This window comes from Lentzea kentuckyensis (assembly GCF_002150765.1).
Classification (GTDB): Bacteria; Actinomycetota; Actinomycetes; order Mycobacteriales; family Pseudonocardiaceae; genus Lentzea; species Lentzea kentuckyensis.
This window is the reverse complement of sequence record NZ_MUYM01000095.1, coordinates 1-17,127: the sequence shown is the minus strand read 5'-3', so window position 1 is coordinate 17,127 and position 17,127 is coordinate 1. Positions and strand designations below refer to the sequence as shown.

Annotated in this window: 16 protein-coding genes and 1 riboswitch; of the genes, 7 read left to right on the top strand and 9 right to left on the bottom strand. The window is 68.6% G+C overall.

The window, feature by feature from the left end; all coding sequences use genetic code 11:
• Nucleotides 1-270 precede the first annotated feature (270 nt).
• The 3 genes from B0F77_RS36260 to B0F77_RS36250 all read right to left on the bottom strand — a co-directional run bounded on the left by B0F77_RS36260 (nucleotide 271) and on the right by B0F77_RS36250 (nucleotide 3,568).
• The gene (locus B0F77_RS36260) at nucleotides 271-1,611 is read right to left on the bottom strand and encodes a polysaccharide lyase 6 family protein (RefSeq protein WP_086667561.1); all 1,341 of its coding nucleotides are present in this window, start codon (nucleotides 1,609-1,611) and stop codon (nucleotides 271-273) included.
• A 131-nt stretch (nucleotides 1,612-1,742) separates the two neighbouring features.
• Nucleotides 1,743-3,089: a polysaccharide lyase 6 family protein gene (locus B0F77_RS36255; protein WP_086667560.1), complete on the bottom strand. Its 1,347-nt coding sequence runs from the start codon at nucleotides 3,087-3,089 to the stop codon at nucleotides 1,743-1,745.
• A 44-nt stretch (nucleotides 3,090-3,133) separates the two neighbouring features.
• Complete coding sequence (locus B0F77_RS36250) at nucleotides 3,134-3,568, bottom strand: NUDIX hydrolase (protein WP_086667559.1); 435 nt, start codon at nucleotides 3,566-3,568, stop codon at nucleotides 3,134-3,136.
• Between the two features lie 72 nt (nucleotides 3,569-3,640).
• Here B0F77_RS36250 and B0F77_RS36245 point away from each other — a divergent pair, with 72 nt between their 5' ends.
• Complete coding sequence (locus tag B0F77_RS36245; RefSeq protein ID WP_086667558.1) at nucleotides 3,641-4,573, top strand: SPFH domain-containing protein; 933 nt, start codon at nucleotides 3,641-3,643, stop codon at nucleotides 4,571-4,573.
• Nucleotides 4,573-4,788 carry a type II toxin-antitoxin system antitoxin gene (locus B0F77_RS36240; RefSeq protein WP_086667557.1) on the top strand — a complete coding sequence of 72 codons (216 nt, stop codon included), beginning with the start codon at nucleotides 4,573-4,575 and terminating at the stop codon, nucleotides 4,786-4,788. The genes B0F77_RS36245 and B0F77_RS36240 overlap by 1 nt, the downstream gene beginning before the upstream one ends.
• 10 nt (nucleotides 4,789-4,798) lie before the next feature.
• Here the strand turns inward: B0F77_RS36240 and B0F77_RS36235 are convergent, their stop codons facing one another.
• Nucleotides 4,799-5,545 carry a PIG-L deacetylase family protein gene (locus tag B0F77_RS36235; RefSeq protein WP_086667556.1) on the bottom strand — a complete coding sequence of 249 codons (747 nt, stop codon included), beginning with the start codon at nucleotides 5,543-5,545 and terminating at the stop codon, nucleotides 4,799-4,801.
• Nucleotides 5,546-5,688: 143 nt separating this feature from the next.
• Here B0F77_RS36235 and B0F77_RS36230 point away from each other — a divergent pair, with 143 nt between their 5' ends.
• The 4 genes from B0F77_RS36230 (at nucleotide 5,689) to B0F77_RS36215 (ending at nucleotide 10,502) form a co-directional block, all read left to right on the top strand.
• The gene (locus B0F77_RS36230; RefSeq protein ID WP_158102921.1) at nucleotides 5,689-7,953 is read left to right on the top strand and encodes a glycoside hydrolase family 3 N-terminal domain-containing protein; all 2,265 of its coding nucleotides are present in this window, start codon (nucleotides 5,689-5,691) and stop codon (nucleotides 7,951-7,953) included.
• Nucleotides 7,954-8,076: 123 nt separating this feature from the next.
• Entirely contained in the window at nucleotides 8,077-8,343 is a 267-nt protein-coding gene (gene rpsT / locus B0F77_RS36225) for a 30S ribosomal protein S20 (protein WP_086667554.1), read from the top strand.
• Nucleotides 8,344-8,443: 100 nt separating this feature from the next.
• Nucleotides 8,444-9,718, top strand: coding sequence for a cytochrome P450 (locus tag B0F77_RS36220; protein ID WP_086667553.1), 1,275 nt, complete (start codon nucleotides 8,444-8,446; stop codon nucleotides 9,716-9,718).
• The gene (locus B0F77_RS36215) at nucleotides 9,696-10,502 is read left to right on the top strand and encodes a class I SAM-dependent methyltransferase (protein WP_086667552.1); all 807 of its coding nucleotides are present in this window, start codon (nucleotides 9,696-9,698) and stop codon (nucleotides 10,500-10,502) included. Before B0F77_RS36220 ends, B0F77_RS36215 begins: the two co-directional genes overlap by 23 nt.
• Before the next feature lie 6 nt (nucleotides 10,503-10,508).
• Here B0F77_RS36215 and holA read toward each other — a convergent pair whose 3' ends face one another.
• Complete coding sequence (gene holA, locus B0F77_RS36210) at nucleotides 10,509-11,486, bottom strand: DNA polymerase III subunit delta (protein WP_086667551.1); 978 nt, start codon at nucleotides 11,484-11,486, stop codon at nucleotides 10,509-10,511.
• Between the two features lie 78 nt (nucleotides 11,487-11,564).
• Nucleotides 11,565-11,696, top strand: a riboswitch (SAM riboswitch).
• 11 nt (nucleotides 11,697-11,707) lie between these two features.
• Between holA and thrC the strand changes: the two genes are divergently transcribed.
• On the top strand, nucleotides 11,708-12,964 hold the full coding sequence (gene thrC / locus B0F77_RS36205; protein WP_086667550.1) for a threonine synthase: 1,257 nt from the start codon (nucleotides 11,708-11,710) through the stop codon (nucleotides 12,962-12,964).
• 163 nt (nucleotides 12,965-13,127) lie between these two features.
• Here thrC and B0F77_RS36200 read toward each other — a convergent pair whose 3' ends face one another.
• The 4 genes from B0F77_RS36200 to B0F77_RS36190 all read right to left on the bottom strand — a co-directional run.
• Nucleotides 13,128-13,418 (bottom strand): hypothetical protein, encoded by a 291-nt coding sequence (locus B0F77_RS36200; RefSeq protein ID WP_143467086.1) that lies wholly within the window; start codon nucleotides 13,416-13,418, stop codon nucleotides 13,128-13,130.
• Nucleotides 13,363-15,906 carry a DNA internalization-related competence protein ComEC/Rec2 gene (locus tag B0F77_RS36195; protein WP_245849113.1) on the bottom strand — a complete coding sequence of 848 codons (2,544 nt, stop codon included), beginning with the start codon at nucleotides 15,904-15,906 and terminating at the stop codon, nucleotides 13,363-13,365. The genes B0F77_RS36200 and B0F77_RS36195 overlap by 56 nt, the downstream gene beginning before the upstream one ends.
• 174 nt (nucleotides 15,907-16,080) lie before the next feature.
• Nucleotides 16,081-16,431 carry a hypothetical protein gene (locus tag B0F77_RS47365; RefSeq protein ID WP_143467084.1) on the bottom strand — a complete coding sequence of 117 codons (351 nt, stop codon included), beginning with the start codon at nucleotides 16,429-16,431 and terminating at the stop codon, nucleotides 16,081-16,083.
• The coding region (locus tag B0F77_RS36190; protein ID WP_425435770.1) for a ComEA family DNA-binding protein at nucleotides 16,428-17,127 on the bottom strand (700 nt) is incomplete at its 5' end. The genes B0F77_RS47365 and B0F77_RS36190, both read right to left, overlap by 4 nt.

Genomic DNA, 17,127 nt, shown 5'->3' with positions numbered 1-17,127 from the left:
TCAAAGAACACGCGCTCACCGGTTCCAGTCTCCGTTTCCGGAGGCTTTCTCTCGGGGCTTGTGTTGCTGAAGCTTATTTGGTGTTCCTCGCCGGTGTCAAATCGGCCTCTCAGAGGCTCTTTATCTTCGGCTTTTGCCAGGCCCGTTCCGGTTTTGATTTCCGGCCCGTGTCGCTCTGACTTGGAGAACATTACACGGGCCTGTTTCGATCTCCAAATCGGGGGGTCCCGGTGGCCGCCGAACGTGCGACCACCAGGACAAATGCCCGTGTCAGGGTGCGGAGACCCCGACATCCGCCGCCGTCAGCGGCTTCCTGGTCGCGGAAGAGCTGTACTCGTCGGCCCCCACATCGGGCTTGCCGACGCGGGACTGCGGGTCGAAGTCACGCGTCACATACGAGTACGTGCCCGCGGAACTCTCGATCGCGGGACTACCGGACGAGAGGCGCAGCAGACCGTTCGCGTCACGCACCAGCTTCGGGTCGACCGAGCGGTAGCCGGACGAGATGCCGGCGGCGCCGCCCCACACGATGTTGCCCTCGTACTTGACCGTCGAGCCGCTCATCATGTCGATGAACTTCGACGACGAGCCCTTGATGACGTTGTTCGCGAGCACGCAGTCCTTCGGCGCATAGGTACCGGTGTCGCTGTCGACCACGGCGCCGGTGCCGATCAGGGTGTTGAACGCGACGGTCACGCGGTCGGGGCGGTCGTGCGACGTCGACGTCGGTCCGCTGTCGGTCTCGGAGCCCTTTCCGAACACGATCGCGCGGTCACCGGTGTTCTCCACGTAGTTGTTGAACACCTTGTGGTCGTTGCCGTGGAACCGGACACCGCTGCCGAACAGCAGGTTGCCCTCCACGGTCGTGCGGTTGCCGTGACGAAGGACGATGTAGCCCTTGCTGTCGCGGATCGTGTTGAAGCGGATCGTGTTGTCCGAGGACTTCACCGAGATGGCCTCGGGGTCGCCGTTCGCCTTCTCGAAGAGGTTGTTCTCGATCACGGCGTAGGCGGACAGCTGCTGCTTGAAGCTGTAGCCGAGCCGGATCGACTCGCCGCCGTTCGCGCCGCTGAAGCTGTGGTTGTAGAAGTAGTTGTGGTGGACCTTCGTCCGTTGGGCGATCTTGCCGTCGGGACCGGTGATCTGCAGGTACACGCCCTCGTTGGTGCGGTTCGAGAACGTGTTGTGGTCGACCTCGACGTCGTCGGCGCTCACCGTGAGAGAGGCGCCGTCCTTGTCGCCGTTGAACGTGGTGCGGGTGATACGGCTTCCCGCTGCCTCGGCCGGCACCGACAGGGAACTGGTGCCGGAGAAGACGAAGCCTTCGACGGTCACGCCGCGGACCGCGCCGAACTCGAAGCTCCCGGCGCTGAACACCACGCGACCGGCGTGCCTGGCCGCGATGGTGATCCCCGACTTGGTGATCTTGATCGGCTGGTCGGCGCGGTGCACGCCGTCGGCGAGCACGATGCGCTGACCGGACCGGGCCGAGCTGATCGCGGCTTGCAGGGCAGCGACGTTCGGCACGCTGACGACCGCGGCGTCCGCGGGCGTCGGTACTGAGGACGACAGCAGGACGGCCGCACCTGCTGCGGCCAGTGATCGGATCATTCGCCAACTCCTGTGGTGGCACCTCTGCGGCGGTGGACCGAAAGTACTGAGGAGTTGCTGCGGACGGGGCAGTTCGACCGAGGCCGCTTGCCCCGTCCTGCAGTGATGGGTCCGATGTCTGCCCTCAGGGGCTACGGCGCCGAAGGCCCGACGTCGGCCTTGGTCAGCGGCTTGCGGGTCGTCGACGTGCTGTACTCGTCCGCACCGACGTCCGGCTTGCCCGAGCGTGCCTGCGGGTCGAAGTCACGTGTCACGTAGGAGTAGGTGCCCACCGACGCGTCGATGGCCGGGCTACCGGACGACAGCCGGTACAGGCCGTTGGCGTCCTTCACGAGCTTCGGGTCCACGGACCTGTAGCCGGACGACGGCATGTTGCCGCCGGTGCCGCCCCAGATGACGTTGCCTTCGTACTTCACCACCGAACCGCTGTGCATGGAGACGACGCCACCGGACGAGCCCTTGATGACGTTGTTCGCGAGCACGCAGTCCTTGGCCTTGAAGTTGCCGCCGTCGCTGTCCACGACCGCGCCGGTGCCGATCAGCGTGTTGAAGGCGACGGTCACGCGGTCCGGCCTGTCGTGTTCCTTGGAGGTCGGCCCGCTGTCGGCCTCGCTGCCGGAGCCGAACACGATCGCGCGGTCCTTCGTGCTCTCCACGTAGTTGTTGTAGATCTTGTGGTCGTTGCCGTGGAAGCGGATGCCGCTGTTGAACAGCAGGTTGCCCTCGACGGTGGTGCGGTTGCCGTGGCGCAGGACGATGTAGCCCTTGCTGTTGCGGATCGTGTTGTAGCGAACGGTGTTGTCCGAGGACTTGACGGAGATGGCCTCGGAGTCGCCGTCCGCCTTCTCGAACAGGTTGTGCTCGACGATCGCGTTCGCCGACTTGGACTGCTTGTGGCTGTAGCCGAGCCGGATCGACTCGCCGCCGTTCGCGCCGGAGAACTGGTGGTTGTAGAAGTAGTTGTGGTGGATCCAGGTCCGCTTGGCGATCTCACTGCCGGGACCGGTGATCTGCAGGTACACGCCCTCGTTGGTGCGGTTCGAGAACGTGTTGTGGTCGACCTCGACGTCGTCGGCGCTCACGCTGAGCGAGGCGCCGCTCTTGTTGCCGTTGTAGGTGTTGCGGGTGATGCGGGTGGCCTGCGCCTCGGCCGGCACGTCCAGCTTGCTGGTGCCGTCGAAGACGAAGCCCTCGACGGTCACGTTCCGGACGTTGCCGAGTTGGAGGCCACCGCTGGTGAACACCGTGCCGCCCACGCTCCGCGCGGCGACGGTGATGTCGGACCTGGTGATCTTGACGGGTTGGTCGGCCAGGTGCACGCCGTCAGCGAGCACGATGCGCTGACCTGGCCGGGCGGAGTCGATCGCGGCCTGGAGGGAGGACACGGTCGAGACGCCGACGACAGCCGCTTGGGCAGGGACGTGGACGAAGGACGACAGCAGGGCGACCGCGCCGACTGCGGTCAGTGATCGGATCATTCGCCAACTCCATTGATGGGTCGTCGGCGGCGGCGAAGCGTAAGTTACCGCAAAATCCCGGCAGCTGGCGTAGTTCGGTACAAACCAAGGGCCGTATCGAGCGAAGGCACGCGCTCCAGTTGTCCGATGTCTGTGACAGGGAACCACTGGGCGAGGTCGGTCGTGCCGCCCACCTCGTACCGCAGCTCGCCGCCCACGATCCGCACCTCGTACATGATCCGGAGCGCGTGGTAGTCGCGGTCGGGCTCCTCCCGGAACTCCGAGTCGATGCCGAGCAGCCGCACCACCTCGATGATGAAGCCGGTCTCCTCCTCGAACTCGCGGATGACCCCGTCGTACGGGTGTTCGCCGTGGTCGATGCCGCCGCCGGGCAGGATCCAGCGCTTGCCCCTCGGGCCGAGCCAGCGGGCCAGCAGGATCTCGTCGTTCTCGTTGATGCAGACCCCGTACGCGGCCACGCGCTGCTTCTTCGCCCTCATGCGATCCAGCCTAGCTGGCGATCAGCACAGAAAAGTGATATCACTTAGATAGTACTTCGATAGGGGGTTCGGATGAGCGCAACGATCGACACGACAGTGCAGATGCCGGCGCCTGCCGTGCGCGAGAAGCACGCACGGGAGCTGCCCGGTCTGCCGATGTTCTTCGCAGGACTGGTGGTGTACGCGGTGGGCGCATGGGTGTCGCTGGAGGGCGTTGTCGGCACGGCGGCCGAGGGGGCTGACCCGTCCACCGCGGCCGTGGTGGTCATGGTGCTGCTGCTCCTGGCGGGATCGCTGATCATGAAGGGACTGTTCACCGTCGCGCCGGGCGAGGCACGCGTAGTGCAGTTCCTCGGCCGTTACGTAGGCACGGTGCGCACGGACGGTCTGCGGTGGGCGAACCCGTTCACCACACGCGAGAAGATCTCGACTCGTATCCGCAACCACGAGACGGCGACACTCAAGGTCAACGACGCGGACGGCAATCCGATCGAAATCGCCGCCGTGGTCGTGTGGCAGGTGGAAGACACCGCGCGCGCACGGTTCGAGGTGGACGACTTCGTGCGGTTCGTCGGCATTCAGACCGAAACCGCCGTGCGGCACATCGCGAACAGCTACCCGTACGACAACCACGAGGAAGCTGGTCTGTCGTTGCGTGAGAACGCGGACGAGATCACTGAGACACTCGCGATCGAGATCTCCGCACGTGTGCAGTCCGCGGGCGTGAAGGTGATCGAGTCGCGCCTCACGCACCTCGCGTACGCACCTGAGATCGCGCAGGCCATGTTGCAGCGGCAGCAGGCGAGCGCGGTCGTGGCGGCACGGACGCGGATCGTGGAAGGCGCCGTCGGCATGGTGGAGCTCGCACTGCAGCGGCTCGCCGAGCAGGACGTCGTCGAACTGGACGAAGAGCGCAAGGCGGCGATGGTCTCGAACCTGCTCGTCGTCCTGTGTGGTGACCGTTCCACTCAGCCCGTGGTGAACGCCGGTTCGCTCTACACCTGATGGCTGAGCGTAAAAGCGTTCTGCTCAGGCTCGATCCGGCCGTGCACGACGCGTTGAGCAGGTGGGCGAACGACGAGCTGCGCAGCACCAACGCGCAGATCGAGTTCCTGCTGCGACGTGCGCTGGCGGAGGCTGGCCGGTTGCCCGGCGAGGCGAAGAAGATGCCTCGCCGCGGCCGGCCGCCGAAGAACCCTGAGGCCGAGGAAGCCCAGTGACGCGTCCCGACTAGAACTCCGGTGGTGCCTGCAGGTCATGGGCGCGGAAGAGCACGGCGTGCTCGACGCCCATGGCCTGGCCGCCCATCGCGGCGAACTGCGGGATGAAGTCCGCCGGGGCGGGGTGGTCCGGCAGTGCGGCCAGGTACGCGGCGTGTGCTTCGAGAGAGGCCACGCCGCGTTGTAGTGGTTCACCCGTCACGTCGACGCCATGGGTCGCGCGGGGGCCCAGCGCGGTGACGAGGTACCAACGCGGCGAGTGCGGTTCGAGACCTTCGTCGTCGATCTGTTCCGGGAAGACCCAGCGGTTGCCCGCGTCCCGCAGCGCGTCCAGCGTCGCGAGGCCCACCGCGCGGTGGTCGGCCTGGTCGAACCCCCACGGCGCCTCGACCTCGAAGCTGGTGCCGAGGATGGCGTCCGGTTTGAACCGACGGATCTCGCGGCAGATGTCCCGGCGCAGGTCGAGGCCGTAGACGAGGACGCCATCGGGGTGCTCGAGGATCGTCAGGTGCTCGACCCCGACGACCGCGCAGGCAGCCTTCTGTTCGGCGGTGCGCAGCCGGGCCGTCTCCTCGGGCGGGTTGGGCATCCCCGCCTCGCCTCGGGTGAGCAGCAGGTAGCCGACCTCGATGCCGTTGGCGGTCCAGCGAGCGACGGCCGCGGACGTGCCGTACTCCATGTCGTCGGGGTGCGCGACGACGCAGAGCACGCGCTGGAAGGACTCCTCGGGAAGCGCGGGCAATGTCATGCGCGCCATCATCCCGTGTTTCGGCGCGGGCGGCTGAACAGGCGTTTCACCAGCATGAAACCGCTCTCACGGAGTTCCTCCGTTCGGGGGTGTTTCCGTCCGGCTCCGGCACGCGATCGTGTGCGGCGGGCGCACGGGAACGTGGAGGAGTCTTGTCTTTGTTTTCCCGCAGGCGCGCCGGGCTCGGCGTGCTGGGCGTTGCTGTGGTGATCGCGTCGCTGACACCGGCCGGTGGTCTGGCCGCCGGCAAAGAGATCTATTTGGACGCTCGTGCGTCGACCGAGCGGCGGGTCGAGGACCTGCTGCGGAGAATGACGGTCGAGGAGAAGATCGGGCAGATGGCGCAGATCCGCGTCGGGAAGCTGCGCGGTGACTGCAACAACGCCAACGGGCCGTTGGTCGAGACCTGCCTGAAGGCGGTGCTCTCGGACGCGCACGTGGGTTCGATCCTGTCCGGTGGCGGTGACGCTCCGGTGGACAACACGCCCAGGGCGTGGGCCGAGATGAACAACGCGATCCAGCGCTATGCGTTGGAGCACAACAGGTTGAAGATCCCGATCATCTACGGCGCCGATGGCGTGCACGGGCACAACAACGTCATCTCCGCGACGATGTTCCCGCACCAGATCGGTCTCGGCGCGACGTGGAATCCCGCGCTGCAGGAGCAGATCGGTGTGTCCGCGTCGAAGGCGTTGCGCGCGACCGGTGTGTTCTGGAACTTCGCACCGGTCTCGGACATCGCGCGCGACACGCGTTGGGGCCGTTACTACGAGACCTACAGCGAGGACTCGTTCCTGGCCGGGCAGCTCGCGGCGGCGAACGTGCGCGGGCAGCAGTCCAAGGTGGACGACACCGCGCAGCTGACCGCCACCGCCAAGCACTTCGCGGGGTACTCGGCACCGGCGAACGGGCACGACCGCGCCGCCGCGCAGATCCCGATCCGGCAGCTGCAGGACGTCGTGCTGCCGTCGTTCCAGGCGCAGTTCGACGCGGGTGTGCGCACTGTGATGATCAACTCCGGTTCACTCAACGGTGTGCCGGTGCACGCGTCGAAGTACATGCTGCAGACGCAGCTGCGTGACCGCATGGGCTTCAAGGGCGTCGCGGTCTCGGACTGGCAGGACATGAAGTACCTGGTGGACCGGCACAAGGTCGCGCCGGACTACAAGACGGCGATCGCGATGAGCGTCAACGCCGGGGTGGACATGGCGATGGAGCCGTCCAACGCGGCCGAGTTCACGTCGCTGCTGCTGGCGAACGTTCGCGATGGTTCCGTGTCGCGCGGGCGGATCGACCAGGCCGTGCGGCGGGTGCTGAAGCTCAAGTTCGACCTCGGGCTGTTCGAGAAGCCGTACGTGGACCCGGCGAAGGCCGACGGCGCCGTGGTGAACGCGGACCGCGACCTGGCGCGCAAGGCTGCCGCCGAGGGCACCGTGCTGCTGAAGAACGACGGCGTGCTGCCGTTGCCGACCTCGGCCAAGAAGATCGTCGTGACCGGCGAGACCGCGGACGACGCGCGCCGCCAGCTCGGTGGCTGGACCGTCGAGTGGCAGGGCGTGCCGGACGACTCGCCGCTGCCGCCGACCGCGACCGTGCTGACCGGTGTTCGTGAGGCGGTTCCGGGTGCGTCCGTTGTGCACGCCGCGACTCCTGCTGCCGCGGTGGCGGACGCAGCCGATGCGGACGCGGTCGTCGTCGTCCTGGGTGAGAAGCCCGGCGCGGAGGGTCCCGCCGACACGGAGAACCCGGCGCTGACCGCTGAGCAGCAGGCGTGGGTCGACGCGGTGCAGGCGACCGGCAAGCCGGTGGTCGTGGTGCTGCTGACCGCGCGTCCGCAGGTGCTCGGGGCGGCGGCGGACGCGAACGCGCTGGTCGCGGGCTGGTTGCCGGGCAGCGAGGGCGGCCGGGCGATCGCGGACGTGCTGTTCGGCGCGGTGAACCCGAGCGGCAAGCTGTCGGTGTCGTGGCCTCGGACCCTGGGTGACCCGACGCTGACCTACGACCAGCTGCCGGGCGCGAACACGTCGGCTTCCGCCAAGTACGACCCGCTCTACCCGTTCGGGCACGGGCTGTCGTACACGTCGTTCACGACCTCGGGGACGTCCGTGTCCGTTGATCGTCGTGACGGCGTGGTGAAGTTCACGGTGGCGAACACCGGTGCGCGCGCTGGCACCGTGGTGGTGCCGGTGTACGTGCGTCAGCCGGCCTCCCCCGTGCTCACGCCGGACGCACGGCTGGTGGGCTTCACACGCGTGGAACTCGCTGCGGGACAGTCGAAACAGGTCGAGGTGTCGTTCAAGCTCTCACAGCTGGCGCTGACCCTCGGCGACGTGGACGGCTCCGGACGGCGTGAGGTCGCGCGCGGCGGTTACGAGGCCGTGGTGGGCGCTGAGAAGGCCGCCTTCACGGCGCGCTGAGCTGGCCTGATATCCTTCGTCGTCGTGAACGCGCGGCGCTCCGCCGTGGAGGAGAGCCGGTCCTTGACCGGTGCCGACCAAGCGCGTCACGAACTCCGGTTTCGACAAGAAGGGTGATGTCGCATGGCGAACATCAAGTCCCAGCTCAAGCGGATCAAGACCAACGAGAAGGCGCGCCTTCGCAACAAGTCGGTCAAGTCGTCCCTCAAGACGGCCATCCGCAAGTTCCGCGAGGCTGCCGAGGCCGGTGACAAGGTGAAGGCCCTGGAGCTGCTGCAGGTCGCGTCCCGCAAGCTCGACAAGGCCGCCACCAAGGGCGTCATCCACGCCAACCAGGCCGCCAACAAGAAGTCGGCGATGGCCCTGCGCGCGAACGCCCTCGAGGGCTGATTCGCTCGTTCAGAGCTGCTGAGAAGGGCCCACTCCGTTGAGTGGGCCCTTTTCGCTGTTCTGGTGGAGGTGCGGGGCCCGCGCGTGACAGCTTCCGAACATGAAGCTGCCCTTCCTCGGCGACACCCTGGAGTACCTGCGCGCACCGGTCGAGTGGGCCCAGGACCGTTACGAGCGGCACGGGCCCGTGTCAGTGCTGCCGATGTTCGCCGTGCGGCGGATGGCCGTGGTGCTCGGGCCGGACGCCGTCGAGGAAGTGCTGCTCGACCGCGAGAAAGCGTTCTCGAGCGGGCAGGGCTGGGGCAGGTTCGTCGGGCCGTTCTTCCACCGCGGGCTGTTGCTGCTCGACGGTGACGAGCACCGGCACCACCGGCGGATCATGCAGCACGCGTTCCTGCCGGCCCGGATCAGCGCCTATCTGGACCGGATGACCCCGGCCATCACCCGTGACCTGGCCTCCTGGCCCACCGGCGGGACGTTCGCGATCTCCCCCGCGATCCAGTCGATGATCTTCAACCTGACCTCCGAGGTACTCACCGGCTCCGGTCTCGGGAACGCGGCCGACGAGGTGCACCGGATGTTCGAGACGTGCCTGCGGGCGTCGTACTCACCGCTGCGGGTGCCCGTTCCCGGCCTGGCCTGGTCCCGTGGCATCGCCGCTCGCCGCCGCCTGGTGGAGATCTTCGGTGCGTGGGTCGCGGAACGGCGTGCGTCGGACGGGCCGGCCGACAACCTGCTCAGCATGCTCTGCGCGGCGGTGACCGACGACGGCGAGCAGTTCACCGCCACCGACGTCGTGAACCACATGATCCTCTTGTTGCTGGCCGCCCGGGACACGTCGGCGAGCGCACTGACCTCGATCGTCTACCACCTGGCCAAGCACCCGGAATGGCAGCAGCGGTGCCGTGAGGACAGCACCGCCCTGGACCTGGTGCGCAAGGAGTCGCTGCGCCTCATGCCGCCCTTGCCGCAGCTGGCCCGCCGCGTGGTGAAACCGACCAAGGTGCTGGGACATCCGCTCGACGTCGGCACGTACGTGATGCCCATGCTGCAGTTCAACCACTACATGCCCGAGCTGTGGTCCCGGCCGTCGACGTTCGACCCGCTGCGGTTCGCCCCCGACCGCGCCGAGGACAAGGTGCACCGGTACGCCTGGGTGCCGTTCGGCGGCGGTGTCCACCACTGCATCGGCATGCATTTCTCCACCGCCGTGGTGAACGAGGTCATGCGACAGCTGTTGCAGCGCAGCGAGTGGTCGGTCGAGCCCGGCTACGAGGTGCCGTGGAACCGCCAGGGCGTGCCCACTCCGGCGGATGGACTGCCGGTCCGGTTGGCCAGTAGGCATAGGAGTCATGGAATCGCTTCCGCGCATTGACTTCGTCGAGCTGCACGACCTCGACCGCACGCCGGCCGTGTTGCGGACCCTGCACACCGAGTCCATCGCGTTCATCTACCGGCTGACGGACGCTGCGCGGGAGTACTCGCAACCGCTGGCTCTGGCGTTGCGTGAGGGTGCCGACCACCGGATCGTCGACCTTTGTGCGGGCTCCGGCGGGCCGGTGCCGTTGATCCAGCGACGGCTGCACCGCGACGGCATCCACACGCGCGTGACGCTGACGGACCTGGTTCCGAACGTGCGCGCGTTCCAGCGCGTGCAGGCCGCGAATCGGCGAGCGCTGCCCTCCGACTGCTGTTCCGTGGACTACGTGACGTCGTCTGTCGACGCCACGAACTGCACGGTCGAAGGCACGCGGACGATCTACGGCGCCTTTCACCACTTCCCACCGCCGCTCGCCCGACGGATGTTGCAGAACGCCGTCGACACCCGACAGCCGATGGTCATCGTGGACACCAAACGGTCGTGGCTCTACGTCTTGCTGTTCCCGTTCTTCACCACGCTGGCCGTGTTGCTGTCGGCGCCATTCCAGCGCAATCCCCTGCCGCGGTATCTGTTGCGGCTGGCGCTGACGTACGTCGTGCCGGTGCTGCCGTTCATGATGTTTTTCGACAGCGTCGTGTCGTTCCTGCGCATGTACGGGCGCGCGGAACTGCGTCGGATGGTCGACGGACTGGCCGGCACCGAGACGTTCAGCTGGACGATCGGCGTCGTGCCCGGCTTCACGGGAGCCCAGTACCTGATCGGGATCCCGCGGCGCTGAGTCCGCCTAGCGACGGCCGTGCGCGGCGACGATCTTGAGCACCGCGCGCTCCAGTGCGTAGCCACCGTCGGCCGCCACGCCCTTCACGTCCGCGTTCAGCCCCGCGACGACCTGCATCGCGTCGGCGAGACCGGACTGGTCCCAGCCGCGGGCCTGGGCCTGCGCCTTCTTGATCTTCCACGGCGGCATGCCCAGCGGGCCGGCCAGGCTGAACGGGTCGGCCCGGCCCACCGCGGACACCCGCGCGACCGTGCGCACCGCGTCCGCCAGCGCGTCCGCGACCAGCACGTGCGGCACGCCCAGCTGCATGGCCCAGCGCAACGCCTCCATGGCGCCGGCGCGATCCCCGGTCACGGCCTTCTCGGCGACCGCGAACCCGGTCACCTCGGCCTTGCCCTGGTGATAGCGGCGGATCTCGTCGACCGTCACCTTGCCGTCGGTGTCCGACACGAGCTGCGACGCCGCGGCGGCGAGCTCGCGCAGGTTCGTGCCCACGGCGTCGATGAGCGTGGCGACGGCCTCGGCGTCGATCTTGCCGCCCGCCTGCCGCACCTCATTGCGCACGAACGCCTCGCGATCACCCGACTTGGTGACCTTGGCGCACTCGGTGACCGCGGCACCGGCCTTCTTCAGTTGTCCGGGCAGGTCCTTGGCCGCCTTGCTGCGGCCGCCGCCCTTGTGCGCCACGACGAGCGTGACCCCGTCCGCGGGCGCCCTGACGTAGGAGAGCACCGTTTCAGCGACCTCCTTGCCGATGTCCTGCGCGTTCTCCAGGACGATCACGCGGCCCTCCGCGAACAGCGACGGGCTCACCAGTTCGGCCAGCTCCGGAGGGGTGAGATCAGTCACCTGCACGCGGGTCAGGTCGGCGGTCGGATCGGCCTTTCGTGCCGCGTCGAGAGCCGCTCGAACAGCACGCTCGACCAGCAACTCCTCCTCGCCGACGACGAGGTGCAGTGACTCCGGTGCGCTCACGCTCCGCATCCTCCCACGTCCCGGATCGTGGACGTTGGTGGCTGAGAAACGGACGGTTGCCGTAGCTTGGTGGCCACAACTGAACACCGCTCATCCAGAGGGGCAGAGGGAACGGCCCGAAGAAGCCCCGGCAACCGGCGTCAGCGCTATGTGCAGAGCTATGCGCAGACGATCACGGTGCCAATTCCGACCCGTTCGATTTCGCGGGAAAGATGAGGAGATACCTCGCGATGACTGCTGTCACTGTGCCCACGAGCACCAAGTTCGACCTCGGCCCCGCCCGTGCACTGCTGTGCCGGGAATGTGGGAATGAAACTCCTCTCGCTCCTGAGTACGCCTGTCTGGAGTGTTTCGGGCCGCTGGAAGTGGCCTACGACTTCGGGAAGATCCGGCGCGAGGACATCGAGGCCGGCCCCAGGTCGATCTGGCGCTACCGCGGCCTTCTCCCTGTTCCGTCCACTGTGGAACAGCACCCGAACACCGACCCCGGCGGCACCCGCCTGGTCGAGGCCCACAACCTCGCCAAGGCCCTGGGCGTCCGCAAGCTCTGGGTGAAGGACGACACCGGCAACCCCACCCACTCCTTCAAGGACCGCGTGGTCGGCGTCGCGCTCGCCGCGGCCCGCGAGCTCGGCTTCAAGGTGCTGGCCTGCCCGTCCACCGGCAACCTGGCGAACGCCGTCGCCGCGGCCGCAGCCCGCGCGGGCTGGCAGTCCGTCGTTCTCGTGCCCTCCAATCTCGAGCGCGCCAAGATCCTGATGAGCGCCGTCTACGAAGGCGCCCTGATCGCCGTCGACGGCAACTACGACGACGTGAACCGCCTCGCCCAGGAACTCGCCGCGGAGAACGAGGACTGGGCGTTCGTGAACGTCAACGTCCGCCCGTACTACGCGGAGGGCTCGAAGACGCTCGGCTACGAGGTCGCCGAGCAGCTCGGCTGGCGCCTGCCCGACCAGATCGTGGTGCCGATCGCGTCCGGCTCGCAGCTCACCAAGGTCGACAAGGCGTTCCGCGAGCTCGGCCAGCTCGACCTGGTCGAGGCCACCCCGTACAAGGTGTTCGGCGCGCAGGCCACCGGCTGCTCCCCGATCTCCGCCGCGTTCAAGGCGGGCCACGACGTCATCCGCCCGGTCCGCCCGGACACCATCGCCCGCTCGCTGGCGATCGGCGCCCCGGCCGACGGCCCCTACGTGCTCGACGCGGTCCGCCGCACCAACGGCGCCATCGAGGACGTGACCGACGAAGAGGTCGTCGAGGGCATCAAGCTCCTCGCCCGCACCGAGGGCATCTTCGCCGAGACCGCCGGCGGCGTGACCGTGGCGACGGCGAAGAAGCTGATCGAGTCGGGCCAGCTCGACCCGGACGGCGAGACCGTGCTGCTGATCACCGGCGACGGCCTCAAGACCCTCGACGCGCTCGGCGACACGATCGGCCCGCGCGCGACGGTCCCGCCGTCGGCCGAGGCCGTCATCAAGGCGCTGGGCTAGTGGTGTGGCTCGCGACGTTGCCGGGGGAATTCGCGCTCAGACGGGCGCATCGTGGTGCCGCCCCCGCTTCCTCATCCTGGTTGGCTGTGGGAGTGGGGGCGGTGCCGCGAGGCGTCCTGCTGAGCGTGAATTACCTCGCCAACGTCGCGTGACACGCCACTAGTCACCTCGTTCCGGCGGACGCGATCTCCTTGGTGGACAACGAGATCGCGTCCGTCTTGAGCCAGCCGGTGCGCGGGAAGCGTTGCAGGCCCTCCAGCACGTGCGGCCCGACCGGCTCCACGTTCGCGCGCCACCCCACGATCCGTTGCGGCCACGGGGCTTCCGCCTTGAGCATGTTGTAGTGGTAGTCGTTCCAGACGTGCGGCGCGATCCGCAGGTCGTCGTCGAACACGTACTCAGAGACGAGTGCGAAAGCCTCCTCCGGCGTCGTGGCCTTGGTCGGTGGCAGCACGTGCGTCACCGTCGCCCTGTAGGTGAGGGCGCGGGTGCCGTCTTCGAGCGTTTCGCAGATGTAGTAACCGAAATCGGGTTTGAGCTCGTCGTGCGGCCACGGTGTGGCCGAGTAGTTCATCTGCCACAGCGCCCACGCGAGTCCTGGCGTACCACCGGGAATCGGGTAGCGCGCGTTGAACAGCCTGATCCAGACGTCGTCCATCTCTTCTCCTTCGTACGATTCGGTTGCCCGGCAACACCGCCAGGTCTCCGTCCAGGTCCGTGCGCAACACCAGCGCACCTCCCGCCCGCAACATGTCGATCACGTGCGCGCTCGGGTGCCCGTACTTGTTGCCCTTGCCCACGCTCACCAGCGCCACTCTCGGCCGCACGGCCTTGAGAAACGCGGGCAGCGAGTACCGCGAGCCGTGGTGCGGCACCTTGAGCACCTCGGCCGCCAGGTCCCGCTCCCCCAGCAACGCCGACTGGCCGGCCAGTTCGACGTCACCGGTGAGCAGCACCCGGCCCGCTCTCGTGTACGCCCTGAGCACGAGCGAGTAGTCGTTGATCGTCGTGTTCTCGGCTCCCGGAGCCGGCGGCCGTCGCGGGCCCAGCACCTCCAACTCCAGTCCTGGCAAGGCGAACCGCTCGCCTGCCTTCGGTTCCGTGACGCGCACGCCGTTCCTGCGCGCCTGCTCGTTCACCTCCCTCCACGCCCACGCGGGTTCCTTGAGCGGGCCGGTCGCCACCGCACCCACCGCACGCCCGGTGAGCACCGCCGCGAGGCCGCCGACGTGATCCGCGTGCAGATGCGTCAGCACCACCAGCGGAATCCTCTTGATTCCCAACGTCTTCAAGCACCGGTCGACCGCACCGGGATCAGGCCCGGTGTCGACCACGACCGCACTGTCGGCTTCGCCTGTCGCGAGGACCAGCGCATCGCCCTGACCCACGTCACAACTGACGACCTGCCAGCCGTCCGGAGGCCAGGCCGGCGCCGCGATCTTGAGCGGCACCAGCACCACGAACCCGCCGACGAGCACCGCGACGACCAACGTCCGTGTCTTCTTGAGCCGCAGCAACAACACCGTCAGTGCCACCACCGCGGTCAACGCGATCGCCCCGACCCAGCCGGCAGGCCAGCCGACCGCCGCACCGGGCACGGCCGCCGCCTGCCGCCCCACCTGGATCAACCAGGTGATCGCGGGCCCCGCGACGTGGGTGAGCACCTCGGCCGCGCTGGGCCACCACGGCGCGACCACCGCCGCGAGCACCCCCAGCACCGTCGCCGGCGCGACCACCGGCGCGGCCACCAGGTTGGCGACCACCGACACCAGGCTCACCTGCCCGGACAGTCCCGCCACCACCGGAGCCGTGGCCAGACTCGCGGCCGTCGGCACCACGATCGCCTCGGCCACCCCGCTAGGCACGCCGCGTTGCTTGAGCGCCCGCGCCCACCTCGGCGCGACGAGCACCAACGCCGCCGTCGCCACCACCGACAACGCGAATCCCGGATCGCCACCCAGTGCCGGGTCGATCAGGACCAGTACGAGCACGGCGGTCGCAAGGCTCGGCACTGCGGACCGTTCACGGCCCAGCACCAATGCCAGCAGCGCGACGGCCCCCATGACCGCGGCCCTCAGGACACTCGGCTCCGGTCCGGCCAGGACCACGAACCCGACCAGCGCCACCATCGCCGCGATGGCCGCCTGACGAGGCCCGAGCCGCCGCAGCAGCAGGTAGACCGCCCCGCACACGATGGCGAGGTTCGCGCCGCTCACCGCGAGCAGGTGAGCCAGACCCGCTGTCCGGAACTCGTCGACGATGCGCGGCACCATTTGTTCGGTGTCGCCCACCACGAGTGCCGGCAACAGCCCGGCCTCCTCGTCGTCGAGCACCGCACTGGCTTTCGTCAGGCCGTCGCGAAGCTCGTCCGCCCAGCTCTGCCAGGCCGGGGGTGGCTGAGGGTCGATCGGCGGGCCGCGGACCCTCAGCAACGCCGACGCCAGGTCGCCGCCTCGGGGAGGAGCGAGCGCGCCTTTCACCGTGACCTCCTGGCCTGGCAGCAGGTTTCGCCACTTGTCCGCCGGCGCCAGCAGCACCACCTGGGCACCGTTCACCTTGGCGGTGATCACGACGGTGTCGACGCCTGCTTGGTGGCCGCCGAAGCCCGCGGCCCGGATGCCCTTGGGCCTGGCGGTGAGTTCGACGGTCAGGGTGGTGGTCCTGCCTTCGTCGGCGGCCAGGCGAAGAGGGTGGGTCTCGGCTCTCAGGACGTTGCCGCCCACCCAGGCGGCCGCCACCGGGCCGGAGATCAGGAGGGCTATCGCGCAGGTTCTGGCCCACCACGCTCTTCGCCAGGCCGCGAGGCCGACGGCTCCCGCCGCCACACCGGTGAGGACTGCTGCCTGCCAACTCAGGAAGAGACCGGCGACAGCGGTCGTCCAGACCGCGGCGGCGGCCGGGACGAGACGGAAGTCCTGGGTCAGCGGGCGTTTGCGGACCACCGGGACCTCCCCTGATCGGTGGGAGGCCGCGGGTCACGGGTGGGGCTGCCCTGGCGAGGGCGGGGCAGCCTGGAACTCGTGGCGAGGTGCCGCAGGGCGGTCGGCTCTGGACGGACGAGTGGCAGCCGGGCCGCGGGGTCGTGCCGGGCGATGTCGACGCGAGGCCGGTGTGCTTCACGGGTGATGCGGACTGACCGCACGGGTTCCTCCACGACTGGACGTTGACTGCGGTGAGGGATGAACAACTGCCGCGCACAGACGGCAGGACGGCTTCTTCGCCACCGGTGGCGCGGGGCTGGGTGGCGCTGGTGCGCGTTCGGCCAGCAGGCGGCGGATGGCCGTGGTCAGCAGGCGTGGACGCGGACGGCGCCGAGGGCCCTGGGTGCGGTGGACGGGGAAGACCACCTGCAGGGGACGTGGGTGGTGGTTGTGGTCGGCGGCGAGGACGGCCGCCGGGTGGGTCAGGACGCGGTACTGGGCTTTCGCGCGGTGGTAGAGGGCCAGGGCGGTGGTGACGAAGGTCATGTGCGCACCAGGTCGGCCAGCTTGGCCAGTTTGGAGTCGCCGATCCCTTCCACCTCGCGGAGTTGGTCGACTGAGGCGAACGGACCTTTGCGGGTGCGGTGGTCGACGATCCGCTGTGCGGTCACCGGGCCTACGCCGGGCAGGCCGTCCAACTCGGAGGCCGTAGCGGAGTTCAGGTCCAGTTTGGACGGAATGGCGCCGGCGGCGGCCGGAGGTGGGATGCCCACGGCTATCTGTTCGCCGTCGGCGACTTTGCGGGCGAGGTTCAGGTTGTGCAGGTCGGTGTTGGGCTTCACGCCACCGGCCAGGCGCAGCGCGTCGGCCACGCGGGCGCCGGACGTCACCGTCACCAGGCCTGGGGTCGCGACCTCGCCGACGACGTCCACGACCAGTTCGGGAGCCGGGGCCGAGGTGCTCACCAGAGCGAGGTCCACGGCGGGTTCGGCGGCGGGACTCTGCCACCAGCTGCCAAGGCCGATCACCGTGCACGCGACGGCGATGCCGAGCGCCAGCAGGCCTCGGCGCGGAAGCCGGGGCAGGCGGAAGCGGCGGCGGGGTGGTCCGTGTTCGTCCGAGTCCTCTGATCGCGCGAAGACCAGGGTCGGGTCGGCTCGCACCTTCTCGGCCAGGGCGGCCAGGCGTTCGCTCGGGCGGTCGTCCGGATGGGGGCGGGGGAACATGCGGACGACGTTACGG

What these genes read in the sequence shown, in the direction of transcription:
- B0F77_RS36260 (WP_086667561.1), bottom strand. Translation starts at nt 1,611, where the DNA reads ATGATCCGATCACTGGCCGCAGCAGGTGCGGCCGTCCTGCTGTCGTCC.
- B0F77_RS36255 (WP_086667560.1), bottom strand. Translation starts at nt 3,089, where the DNA reads ATGATCCGATCACTGACCGCAGTCGGCGCGGTCGCCCTGCTGTCGTCC.
- B0F77_RS36250 (WP_086667559.1), bottom strand. Translation starts at nt 3,568, where the DNA reads ATGAGGGCGAAGAAGCAGCGCGTGGCCGCGTACGGGGTCTGCATCAAC.
- B0F77_RS36245 (WP_086667558.1), top strand. Translation starts at nt 3,641, where the DNA reads ATGAGCGCAACGATCGACACGACAGTGCAGATGCCGGCGCCTGCCGTG.
- B0F77_RS36240 (WP_086667557.1), top strand. Translation starts at nt 4,573, where the DNA reads ATGGCTGAGCGTAAAAGCGTTCTGCTCAGGCTCGATCCGGCCGTGCAC.
- B0F77_RS36235 (WP_086667556.1), bottom strand. Translation starts at nt 5,545, where the DNA reads ATGGCGCGCATGACATTGCCCGCGCTTCCCGAGGAGTCCTTCCAGCGC.
- rpsT (WP_086667554.1), top strand. Translation starts at nt 8,077, where the DNA reads ATGGCGAACATCAAGTCCCAGCTCAAGCGGATCAAGACCAACGAGAAG.
- B0F77_RS36220 (WP_086667553.1), top strand. Translation starts at nt 8,444, where the DNA reads ATGAAGCTGCCCTTCCTCGGCGACACCCTGGAGTACCTGCGCGCACCG.
- B0F77_RS36215 (WP_086667552.1), top strand. Translation starts at nt 9,696, where the DNA reads ATGGAATCGCTTCCGCGCATTGACTTCGTCGAGCTGCACGACCTCGAC.
- holA (WP_086667551.1), bottom strand. Translation starts at nt 11,486, where the DNA reads ATGCGGAGCGTGAGCGCACCGGAGTCACTGCACCTCGTCGTCGGCGAG.
- thrC (WP_086667550.1), top strand. Translation starts at nt 11,708, where the DNA reads ATGACTGCTGTCACTGTGCCCACGAGCACCAAGTTCGACCTCGGCCCC.
- B0F77_RS47365 (WP_143467084.1), bottom strand. Translation starts at nt 16,431, where the DNA reads ATGACCTTCGTCACCACCGCCCTGGCCCTCTACCACCGCGCGAAAGCC.